We start from the raw sequence: 10,326 nt of genomic DNA, 5'->3' as shown, positions 1-10,326 counted from the left end.
ACCAGCCCTCACGGCACGGTGTGATCTGGGGCTGTGTCGCTGGACTCGTCAACCTCCGCTGGCAACGCCGACTCCACCTGCCCACCCTCTGAAGGCAGAGGCCGGGCAGCGGGGCGACGTGCGCCGTTGCCCCGCTGCCCATTCAGCTACTGCGCAACGGGTCTTCAGTCGTCCCTTCAGCAAGCCGGACAGATATGAAAAAACGTTTAGAACACAGCATTATCACAGCCTTTTCACAGGTATCCAGACAATCCCTCATGGCTGCGATGCATGATAAGAAAACGCAGTCTTTTTCTTTCATTTTTAAATCTTTAGGAGGAAGATTTAGGTAAGAGGGAGGCTATTTTCTGTATGTCGTTCCCTGTCTAGGTGTTTTAATGAAGACACTTCTCAGTCTCATGATACACCTCCACTTGTCGGAAAAAACAGATTGTTCCCCTGCCCAATCCCTTGGAGGTTCAGATGAACTCACGTCTTGCGTTTGGCACCCTCGGTCTCACGCTTCTTCTCGCCGCCTGCTCCAACACGCCAGGCGAGGTGCCCCAGGCGGGGACCACCCCCAGTGGCCCCGTCAGCGCGACGAAACCCGAGACGCGCCCGGCGACCCTAATCATGCCCGATGGCAGCCGTCAGGCCGTCACCGGTTTCGTGCGGGACGGCATGCTGCTGCTGGAAGACGACATTATTCTGGCCGATAACGTGAACGCGCTGAAGGGCCAGGGCACCTACGTCGTCGATACCCGTTACCGCTGGACCAACAACACCATCCCCTACACCTTCGCCAGCAACGTGCCGCAGGCCGTGCGTGACCGCGTGACCCAGGCCGCCTCCAACATCCGAACGACCACGAACGTGAACGTCACGCCGCGCAGCAGCCAGGCAAACTACGTGCAGGTGGTGTACAACACCGGCACGACCTGCTCGAGCAGCCTGGGGATGGTGGGCGGCCAGCAGACCCTGAATCTGGCCGACCGCTGCTCGGTGGGCAGCATCATGCACGAGTTCGGCCACGCGATGGGGCTGTTCCACGAGCAGACCCGTCCTGACCGCGACACCTATGTGGAGATCCAGTGGCAGAACATCCCCGCCGACTGGCAGAGCCAGTACGAGATTCGTAGCGGCAGCAAGGGTTACGGCACCTACGACTTCGACTCGATCATGCACTACCCCGCCTACTTCGACGGCAAGCTCGCCATCAAGCCGCTGGACAGCAGCATCGACATCAACCGTATGGGCCAGCGCAACGGTTACAGCTCCACCGACGTCGGCAACATCAACTTCATGTACCCGGCGACCACCCCCACACCCGGCACCACCTACACCGGCTCGGCGAGCCAGGGGGCCAGCAGCTATCAGCCGGGCACCAGCGGCTTCTCCTACGCAGGCGGCACGCTGACCGGCAAACTGAGCGGCCCCAGCGGCACCGACTTCGACCTCTACCTCCAGAAGTACAACGGCTCTGCCTGGACCGATGTCGCCACCAGCGAAAGCAGCACCAGCAGCGAGAGCATCAACTACACGGCAACCAGCGGTACCTACCGCTGGGAGGTCTACGCCTACGCCGGTTCCGGCAGCTACACGCTGGTCGAGACCAGGTAACCGACCAGATCTGGCAGCGTTCCAGACCCGGCATCACTCTATTCAGCGGGCGGTCTTCCATTTAGACCACCCGCTCTTCGTCGTCCCCTCACCACTAAGGGGCTGAGACAAGATGCGGAAATTTTAGTACGCTAACAAAAAAGAGCGGCTGGGCCGCTCTTTTGGAGCTAGGGGCGACCGCCCAAGGCCCGGAGGTAACTCTCGCCCATGTTGCGCGCGCTGGTCTCGGTGTAGATCTGGGTGGTGGCAATGCGCTTGTGGCGGAGGAACTTCTGCACTTGATCCAACGGCATTCCGGCGTCCAGCAGCAGTGTAGCGACGCTGGCACGCAAGCGGTAAGGCGTGACCCGCTTCTCAATGCCTGCTCGGTGGGCCACGTCGCGCACCATCAGTTGAACCGCTCTTGGCGTGTAGCGATCATGCCGGTTGCTCTCGAACACATACCTGGTGTGGCGCCCAGCCAGATGGGTTCGCAACTCCTGGGCCAGGGCGGGCAGAATCGGCACGTACCCGTCGCTGCCGCCCTTGGCGTGAACGATGTGGACCTGGGGCGGCTCCAGGGCCAGGTGCAGGTCCGTCACGCGGATGTTGACGAACTCGGATACACGGGCGCCCGTGTAGAAAAGCATCTTCACCATCAGCCCGTACCTGCTGGCACAGCGGTAGGCTGCCTCGCTCAGCCGCTCGCTCTCCTCCCGATCAAGGCGGTCTACCGTGCGTCTGCGCTCCCTGGGGGCGGCGAACCCCAGGGCCCGCCTGGCGTCCTCGACCACGTGTTTGGTCTGGTCGTAGGTGAGGTGGTGCCTACGCCACAGCTTGACGGTTTCCCGCGCGACCTCGCGCAAGGAGCTCGCATTCCCGTTTTGACCACGAAGTTCGGCCCCTTCTTCCGGCCGTTCTGCTCATGGCATTCCCCAGCGTAGTCCTGACTTGTTCGGGGTATGCCCGCTCCACGAACTACTCTCCTCAAAGCCCACCTGATGGTCTCACGTCGTTGTTTCGCTCACGCACTCAGTCGCGGGCCCTGTGGTAGTGGCGCAGGGCCTTGGCCCGGTTGCCACAGGTCCTCATGTCATGCCAGCGCCGGGCGTTCTTGGGCGAAGTGTCGAGAAAGTGCAGCACACACTGCGGATTCGCACACTTCTTCAGGCGCTGCGGTGACGTCCGCAGCAACGTAAGCAGATCGTTCGCGGCCAGCCAGGCCGGACGCCAAGCCGGGTCCACCTCGAAGTCTTCCTCGGGTCCATGCTCGCCGAGGAAATGTCGGACGTGGCCCCGCGCAAGAACCCCGTTCAGCGCATCACGGTGCTCGGGCTCGTGGGGAGCTTCCAGAACTCCGCGCAGAGCCGTGCGCACGAAGATCAGATGGTCACGGACAGCGGTGAGCAGGGCCTCGTCGCAGGACAGGGCATGCTCTTTCAGCCATGCTCGGGCCCCCTCGTCGCTGTCAAGCAGGTCGAGCTGCATCCTGCCCTCGACCCAGACCGTGTTGATCAGGTCGAGCGCGAGTGGTTCGCCGGTGAGCGGGCGGGCGGGTAGCACGCTTTATTCTAACTCCTCGAATAGTGTTGACAAGTTATATCTGTCCTGTCATGCTCGCTCTAACCACTTGGCGGGTCTTGACTCGTCAAGTCGGTTGGAAAGGAGTCGCGCATGACCATGCCGTACCACGAGGGCGAACTCGCCGTGCAGGCCCGCGCCGGGGTGCAGGGGATGGCGGCCCGCGTCGGACGGTCCATCGCCCCACACCTCACGCCCCCACTCGCCGCCCTTCTCGCCCGCCAGGACCTTCTCGTCCTGGCTGCCCCCGACCTCCAGGGTCGCCCGTGGGCGACCGTGCTGAGCGGCCCGCCCGGTTTCGTGCAGCCCCTGGACCCTCAAACGCTCGTTCTCCACGCTCGCCTCCGCCACGATGACCCGGTGGGGAAGCACCTGCTTATCGGCGTTCCCATCGGGGTGCTTGCCATCGACCTCTCCACCCGGCAGCGCGTGCGCGTCAACGGCACGGTCGCCACAACGGGCGACGGCCTGGTCCTGCGCGTTGAGCAGGCCTACGGCAACTGTCCGAAGTACATCCAGAAGCGCGTGGGTGAAACCACGGGGAGCGGGGGAGCTTCCCCCTTCCACGTGACCTCCGGTGAGCTACTCCCGGACGCGCTCGCCCTCATCCGGGAGGCCGATACCTTCTTCATGGCGACAGTACACCCGGCAGGAGGGACCGACGCCTCGCACCGGGGCGGGCGACCGGGCTTCGTGCGCGCCCTCGACTCCCGTCACCTTGAATTCCCCGACTATGCGGGCAACGCCATGTTCAATACCCTGGGGAACATTGAGGCGACGGGACGGGCGGGCCTGCTGTTCCTTGACTTCACTCGGGACCGAGCCCTGCATCTCACCGGCACCGCCCGTGTCGTGTGGGATGAGGACCGCTTGAGTGCCCATCCCGGTGCCGAACGGCTCGTGGAGGTCACGGTCGACCACGTGGTCACGCGCGATTCGGCGACGGGCCGAGTCTGGACCTTGAGAGAAGCCTCCCCCTACAACCCCGCCTGACCCTCTCCACCACCCGTGGTCGGACGCCCTGCGCCCGGCAAGCCCTTCTTTTCCCTCCCAGGAGCATCCCATGACTGCCACCACGAAGATCGCTGTTGTCATCCTCGCCGATACCAAGACTGAGGAGGGCCTCGGGCGCGCCTACAACGCCCTGATGACCGCCAAGGAGTTCCACGACGCCGGAGAGAGCGTGCGGGTGTATCTCGACGGGGCAGGCACCCGCTGGCCCGCCGAACTGGCGAAGCCCGACCACATCGCACACGCCCTGTACGAGGAGGTCAAACCCCTGGTGGCCGGTGCCTGCGGGGGTTGTGCCGCCGTCTTCGGTGCGACTGAGGGCGTTCAATCCGAGCAGGTGAAGCTGCTCGACGAATTCGGCCCGGGCGTCAGTTACCGGGACATGCTCACGCAGGGCTATCAGGTCCTCACCTTCTGAAAGGCGGCGAAGACATGCGTGTACGCTTCCTTGCCCTCAGCTTGACCCTCGGTCTCTCGCTGGCCGTTCCCACAGCCCTGGCTGGCGGCGCGGCCTCCACCATCGCTCAGACCCGCACCAACGCAACGACGCCTCAGGCCACGTATCACACCGTCAAGGTCGAGGGCCTGAACATCTTCTACCGTGAGGCCGGTCCGAAGGACGCGCCCACCCTGCTGCTGCTCCATGGGTTCCCCACCAGCTCGCACATGTTCCGAAATCTGATCCCCAGGCTCGCCGACCGATATCACGTCGTGGCCCCCGACTACCCCGGTTTTGGGCAGAGCAGCATGCCGAGGGTGAACGAATGGACCTACTCGTTTGCGAACCTCGCGCGGGTCATGGACGGCTTCACGCAAAACCTCGGTCTGAAGAACTACACCCTGTACGTGCAGGACTACGGTGCTCCCGTCGGCTACCGCCTGGCCCTCGCCCATCCCGAGCGGGTGCAGGGGCTGATTGTGCAGAACGGCAACGCCTATGCCGAAGGGTTGCGGGAGTTCTGGGACCCCCTCAGGGCGTACTGGAAGGACCCCAGTGCGGCCAACGGCGACAAGTTGCGCCCCTTCTTCGAGCTGGCCGCGACGAAGTGGCAGTACACGCACGGCACGCGCAACCCGCAGAACCTCAGCCCAGACACCTGGACGCTCGATCAGGCGTACCTCGACCGCCCGGGCAATAAGGACATCCAGCTCAAGCTGTTCCTCGACTACGGTAGCAACGTGCCGCTGTACCCGCAGTTCCAGGCGTACTTCCGCCGCTCTCAGCCGCCGACCCTGATCGTGTGGGGCAAGAACGACCAGATTTTCCCCGCTCAGGGCGCCGAGCCGTATAAGCGCGACCTGAAGAACCTCGACTTTCACCTGCTGAACACCGGGCACTTCGCGCTGGAGGAAGAGGGAGACACCATCGCCTCGCTCATCCGCGACTTCATGGCCCGCCGGGTCGCCCCTGGCCGTTGAGACCTTCGTTCCCACGTTGACCCGGAGTCGTGCAAACAGGTCTCCTCCACGTCAGGATGGGGAGGGAACAGTCCCTCCCCATCCTTCACCCCTTCAGGAGCCTCCATGACCCGACTGCCAGTTCCACCCTTCACGCTCGAAACGGCCCGCCGCAAAGTCCGTCTGGCCGAGGATGCCTGGAACTCGCGTGCTCCCGCGCGGGTGGCACTCGCCTACACCGAGGACAGCCTGTGGCGCAATCGTGGCGAGTTCTTCTCGGGGCGCGAGGCGATCACCGCTTTCCTGACCCGCAAGTGGGCGCGCGAACTCGATTACCGCCTCGTCAAGGAACTCTGGGCCTTCCACGAGGACCGCATCGCGGTGCGCTTCGTGTACGAGTTCCGGGACGACAGCGGGCAGTGGTACCGCGCGCACGGCAACGAGCAGTGGGCCTTCGATGACCAGGGCCTGATGCACCGCCGCGAGGCGAGCATCAACGACGTACCGATCCGCGAGGCGGATCGCCGTTTCCACTGGCCGGCCGGTCCCCGACCGGACGATCACCCGGGACTGACGGAACTGGGGCTGTGATGGCACAGAGATTCGGCTTCGTCCTGGGCCCAAGTCGGTTGTGACCGCTTTGCAGGAGTGGGCGCGTCACGAGGTGTGGATGCACCGCTGTCTGGCCCTGGCTGAGACGGCCAAGGCGGGTGGAGACGTGCCCGTAGGTGCCCTGGTGTTGCTGGCGGGCCGCGTCATGGGTGAAGGCGTCGAGGGCATGCGCACCTTCAGCGACCCTGCTGCCCATGCGGAACTCGCCGCCGTGCGCGCCGCCTGCCATACGCTCGGCACGCGCGACCTGTCGGGCGCTGTACACGGCCGCTGAACCCTGCGTGATGTGCTCCTACGCCGTACGCCAGACCCGGAGCGCGCTCGTGGTGATTGGAGCACCCGTGCCCTTCTTGGGAGGGACGACGTCCGCTTACCCTCTTCTGCGCGACACCTCGAATCCCGCGTGGGCAGAGCCGCCCGTGCTGGTCTGGGGCGTGCTGCAAGGGCTGTGCGAGGCCCTCCGGAAAGAGTGCTGCCCGATGAACGTTCCAAAGGGAACCCCCAGGACGTTCGCCAGGGTGAGGCCCGCGAACATGGTGGCGACGGCTCCCGCTCGTTTGTTTGGCACGACCAGGGCGGCGGCCGCCACCGCTCCGATGCCGAAGAATGCGCCGTGGCAGAGGGAGGCGATGACACGCCCGAGCATCATCAGCCCATACGAGGGAGCCATGGCGGAGACGAGGTTCCCCACGATGAACAGGACCAGCAGGCCCATCAGGACGGGCTTGCGCCGGAGGTGCGTGACCGCTGCCGTGAGGAGGAGTGCCCCGACCACCACGCCCAGGGCGTAGCTGGAAATCAGATACCCCGCGACGGGAATACTGACCCGGAAGTCACGGGCAACGTCGGGAAGCAGGCCCATGATCACGAACTCGGTCAACCCGATACCGAATCCACCAAGAGCCAGGGCGATCAGGGCTGGGGGCATCTGGCACCTCGCGGTTTTCTCCGGGCGTCAGAGGGAAGGGTCATGGGAGAGTTGACGTACTCATCGAACTGCTGCCGGACGGACGCGGCCAGCCACCTGCGGAAGGCCGTGGACGGGGCCATGAAGAGGGCATGCCCCTCTCCGGCAAACTCCCTCAGTTGGACGGGGACCCCGGCCAGGCGGAGCCGCGCCGCATAACGGCGCACGTCATCCCGCACCGGGTCAAACCCGCCGACACCGAGGATGGCGGGTGCCACTCCGTCCAGCTTCTTGGCCTGGAGGGGAGACAGGTAGGGTTGTGCCCGCCCGCTGGGCTGTCCCGGTCCCGCGTAGGCTCGCCAGGCGGCCATGAGGCTGTCCCTGTTGGGAAACTGGTGCGGGAGCCAGGTATACGACGGCGCACGGCACTGCGGGTCAAGCGGTGGGTAGGCGAGCACCTGTCCACCGAGCAACCTGCCCTGATCACGAAAAGCGAGGGCGGAGCTGGCGGCCAGGGTCGCCCCGGCACTGTCTCCACCGACCGCCAGGAGCCTGGGGTCCGCCTGAAGTTCCGGTTGTTGCGCGGCCCAGACCAGCACGGCGAGGACATCCTCCAGTGGGACCGGGTAAGGGTGGGCGGGAGCGAGCCGGTAGTCCACGCTGACCAGCGTGACCCCCGCCCGGCGGGCCAGATCCAGGCATGGCGCGTGCCAGGCAGCGGCGGAGCCGGACACCCAACTACCGCCGTGCGCCCAGACCAGCCAGCCTGACCGGGCCGTTGAGGGACGGAAGATGCGGACCGGGACAGTGTGGTGAGGGGCCGGGATGCGCCTGACGGTCACGGCAACGTCTGAAGGCTGCATCGTCATGGCCGTGGACTCCTGACTGGGGGCCTCATGCGCCGTGTCCCACGGCTTTCGTTCTCAGGAAGAGACCGACCAGGACGGCGGTCAGGATGCACAGTCCGGCATTGACGGCGATGGCGCTGCTGAGGCCACTCAGGAGGTTTTGTGGCGTCTCGCTCCCCAGCGCGTTCAGGCGGGCGGCCACCAGGGCAGACATGATGGGGATGCCCAGGGTGATTCCGACCTGCTGGCTCATGGTCGCCAGTCCGGTGGCAAGGCCCTGCTCTTCATCGGGTAAGCCAGACGTGGCCATCACCATGAACCCCACGATGGCCGCCAGGTTGGCAACGCCACCCACAAAGGTGAGCACCAACAGCAGCACCACCCAGGAACGGTCCAGGCTGAGGAAGGCGAGGGGGAGGGTGGCTGCCGCCTGGACCAGCAGGCCGACGACCACGGTGTTCTTTGGGCCAAGCCGGTTGATCAACTTCGGCCCGAGGATGCCGCCGACCACCGTGCCCGCACCGAGGACCGCGAAGCAGAGACCGGCTTGCAGCGGGGTGAAGCCCAGGACGTTCTGCAGATACAGGGTGATCAGGAAGACCAGTGAGGTCTCGGTCACGAAGGCCATCAGGCCCGCGATATTTCCCCAGGCGACAGTGCTGCGTTTCAGGATGCCGACGGAGACCAGGGGCGTTTTGACCCGCTGCTCGATCATCCAGAAGATCAGCAGGAGCAGCCCGCCAACACCGAGAGTCCCCAGGGCGAGGGGGTCTCCCCAGGTCGTCTCCCCAGCGCGCGTGAGGCCGTACACGATGGCAAGCAGGCCGAAGGTGACGGTGACCGCACCCGGAACGTCCAGGCGGGGGCGTGAGGGGTTGCGGCTTTCCTTGAGGACACCTGGTGCAATCACCAGCACGATGACCGCCACGGCCACGTTGATGAAGAAGGCCCACCGCCAACTGAGCAGGTCGGCCAGCACACCCCCGAGAATGGCCCCGGTGGTAAACCCAGCCGCCATGAGTGCGCCGTTCAGGCCCAACACCCGGGCGCGCACCGGTCCCTCGGGAAAGGCCGTGGTCAGCAGAGAGAGCGCTGCTGGGGTCACCATGGCGGTGGCCAGTCCCTGAACAATCCGGGCGAGCAACAGAACGACCGGCGTCGTGGCCAACCCACCGGCCAGGGACGAGAGGCCCAGCAGAATCATGCCGAGGAGAAACAACCGCCGCCGCCCGTAGAGGTCGGAAACCCGCCCGAACAGCAGGGTAAACCCGGCGGCACACAGGGCAAAGGAGGTGGCAATCCACTGAAGGTGTTCCAGGGAAAAGCCGACGTCCGCCCCGATAACCGGAAGGGCTACATTCAAGATCGAGAAGTCCACCGCCAGGGTGAAGCTGGCCGTGAGCAGCACGAAGAGAACCAGCCTCTCGCGGCTGGTCATGGGAACGGCAGGCTTCGCCACATCAACGCGCGTCATAAGCCGTCCCACCTGTCTGATAGAGCATCTGAAGTTGCATGCGGTCAGCCTGACGCGTCACCGGATGGGCAGCCAGCCACCCGGCGAGGCCAGCCACCACGTGCCTACCACGGGCAGTGACAGGCAGACGTTGGCGGAAGTGGTCTCACCGGGAAGGGAGAGAATGCAGGGATGGAAGAGGTCAACAGCGTCAGTGCGGAATTCGGAGAGTTTCTCCGCAGCCGCCGCGCACAAATCAAGCCGGAGGACGTTGGCATCCCCTCCTACGGAGTTCGGCGGGTCCCGGGACTGCGCCGTGAAGAGCTGGCCATGGTCGCGGGCATGAGTCCGACCTACTACACGCGGCTGGAGCAGGGGCAGCAGGCCCACGTGTCGGACCGTATCCTGGACCGTCTGGCACAGGCCCTGGCCCTGAACAGTGCGGAGCGTCAGCACCTGTTTAACCTAGCCCGCGCCACCACCGCAGGGCAGGCGCTGCCACCCGTGCCGAAGGTCCGCCCGGGAATCCGTCAACTGATCGACTCGATGGCCGAGGTGCCCGTCCTCGTGCTGGACCGCAAGACGGACATCCTGGCCTGGAATCGGCTCGGTCATGCTCTTCTGGGGGGAAATCTCAAGTTTGAGGCACCGGATCACGAGGACACCCGGCCCAACGCGACCCGGTTGTTATTTCTCGATGCCCCGACGAAGGCGCTCTATTCGCGTTGGGAGGAGGAGGCAGCTCGGGCCGTCGCTTCGCTCCGTCTGGTGTACGGGCGGTTTTCACACGATGATCAACTCACCGCCTTGGTGGACGACCTGGTGGCGCAAAGTCCTGAAGACCCGTTGCGCAGTAGCTGAATGGGCAGCGGGGCGACGGCGCACGTCGCCCCGCTGCCCGGCCTCTGCCTTCAGAGGGTGGGCAGGTGGAGTCGGCG

The 10,326-nt window shown here is 65.0% G+C and carries 11 protein-coding genes and 2 pseudogenes; 8 read left to right on the top strand and 5 right to left on the bottom strand.

Going from position 1 to position 10,326, the window contains the following annotated elements:
* Window positions 1-462: 462 nt before the first annotated feature.
* Both ABEA67_RS19330 and ABEA67_RS19325 read left to right on the top strand, forming a co-directional pair.
* Window positions 463-1,227: pseudogene (locus ABEA67_RS19330) on the top strand (M12 family metallopeptidase); the annotation flags it as partial.
* A gap of 63 nt (window positions 1,228-1,290) precedes the next feature.
* Window positions 1,291-1,599: pseudogene (locus tag ABEA67_RS19325) on the top strand (pre-peptidase C-terminal domain-containing protein); the annotation flags it as partial.
* 167 nt (window positions 1,600-1,766) lie between these two features.
* Here ABEA67_RS19325 and ABEA67_RS19320 read toward each other — a convergent pair.
* Together ABEA67_RS19320 and ABEA67_RS19315 are read right to left on the bottom strand one after the other, a co-directional pair.
* Window positions 1,767-2,444 (bottom strand): tyrosine-type recombinase/integrase, encoded by a 678-nt coding sequence (locus ABEA67_RS19320; RefSeq protein WP_345468506.1) that lies wholly within the window; start codon window positions 2,442-2,444, stop codon window positions 1,767-1,769.
* A gap of 166 nt (window positions 2,445-2,610) precedes the next feature.
* The gene (locus ABEA67_RS19315) at window positions 2,611-3,141 is read right to left on the bottom strand and encodes a CGNR zinc finger domain-containing protein (protein WP_345468504.1); all 531 of its coding nucleotides are present in this window, start codon (window positions 3,139-3,141) and stop codon (window positions 2,611-2,613) included.
* A gap of 111 nt (window positions 3,142-3,252) precedes the next feature.
* Here ABEA67_RS19315 and ABEA67_RS19310 point away from each other — a divergent pair, with 111 nt between their 5' ends.
* The 5 genes from ABEA67_RS19310 (at window position 3,253) to ABEA67_RS19290 (ending at window position 6,454) form a co-directional block, all read left to right on the top strand.
* Window positions 3,253-4,152: a pyridoxamine 5'-phosphate oxidase family protein gene (locus ABEA67_RS19310; RefSeq protein WP_345468502.1), complete on the top strand. Its 900-nt coding sequence runs from the start codon at window positions 3,253-3,255 to the stop codon at window positions 4,150-4,152.
* A 70-nt stretch (window positions 4,153-4,222) separates the two neighbouring features.
* Window positions 4,223-4,588 carry a DsrE family protein gene (locus ABEA67_RS19305; protein WP_345468500.1) on the top strand — a complete coding sequence of 122 codons (366 nt, stop codon included), beginning with the start codon at window positions 4,223-4,225 and terminating at the stop codon, window positions 4,586-4,588.
* 14 nt (window positions 4,589-4,602) lie between these two features.
* Complete coding sequence (locus tag ABEA67_RS19300) at window positions 4,603-5,589, top strand: alpha/beta fold hydrolase (RefSeq protein WP_345468497.1); 987 nt, start codon at window positions 4,603-4,605, stop codon at window positions 5,587-5,589.
* A 105-nt stretch (window positions 5,590-5,694) separates the two neighbouring features.
* Entirely contained in the window at window positions 5,695-6,159 is a 465-nt protein-coding gene (locus ABEA67_RS19295; protein WP_345468495.1) for a nuclear transport factor 2 family protein, read from the top strand.
* Window positions 6,160-6,199: 40 nt separating this feature from the next.
* Entirely contained in the window at window positions 6,200-6,454 is a 255-nt protein-coding gene (locus ABEA67_RS19290; protein ID WP_345468493.1) for a deaminase, read from the top strand.
* A 96-nt stretch (window positions 6,455-6,550) separates the two neighbouring features.
* On the opposite strand, the gene ABEA67_RS19285 is transcribed toward ABEA67_RS19290, so the two are convergent.
* Genes ABEA67_RS19285 through ABEA67_RS19275 form a run of 3 tightly spaced genes read right to left on the bottom strand, consistent with a single transcriptional unit; the run spans window position 6,551 to window position 9,409 of the window.
* Complete coding sequence (locus tag ABEA67_RS19285; RefSeq protein WP_345468491.1) at window positions 6,551-7,108, bottom strand: MFS transporter; 558 nt, start codon at window positions 7,106-7,108, stop codon at window positions 6,551-6,553.
* Window positions 7,093-7,956 (bottom strand): alpha/beta hydrolase, encoded by an 864-nt coding sequence (locus ABEA67_RS19280; protein WP_345468488.1) that lies wholly within the window; start codon window positions 7,954-7,956, stop codon window positions 7,093-7,095. Before ABEA67_RS19280 ends, ABEA67_RS19285 begins: the two co-directional genes overlap by 16 nt.
* Before the next feature lie 25 nt (window positions 7,957-7,981).
* On the bottom strand, window positions 7,982-9,409 hold the full coding sequence (locus ABEA67_RS19275; RefSeq protein ID WP_345468486.1) for an MFS transporter: 1,428 nt from the start codon (window positions 9,407-9,409) through the stop codon (window positions 7,982-7,984).
* A 171-nt stretch (window positions 9,410-9,580) separates the two neighbouring features.
* On the opposite strand from ABEA67_RS19275, the gene ABEA67_RS19270 reads away from it, so the two are divergent.
* Entirely contained in the window at window positions 9,581-10,249 is a 669-nt protein-coding gene (locus tag ABEA67_RS19270; RefSeq protein ID WP_345468483.1) for a helix-turn-helix transcriptional regulator, read from the top strand.
* The last annotated feature ends 77 nt before the right edge of the window (window positions 10,250-10,326 follow it).

The organism is Deinococcus carri (assembly GCF_039545055.1).
In the GTDB taxonomy this organism is placed as follows: Bacteria; Deinococcota; Deinococci; order Deinococcales; family Deinococcaceae; genus Deinococcus; species Deinococcus carri.
Note: the sequence above shows the minus strand (reverse complement) of the source record. Positions and strands in the feature narration are given on the sequence as shown.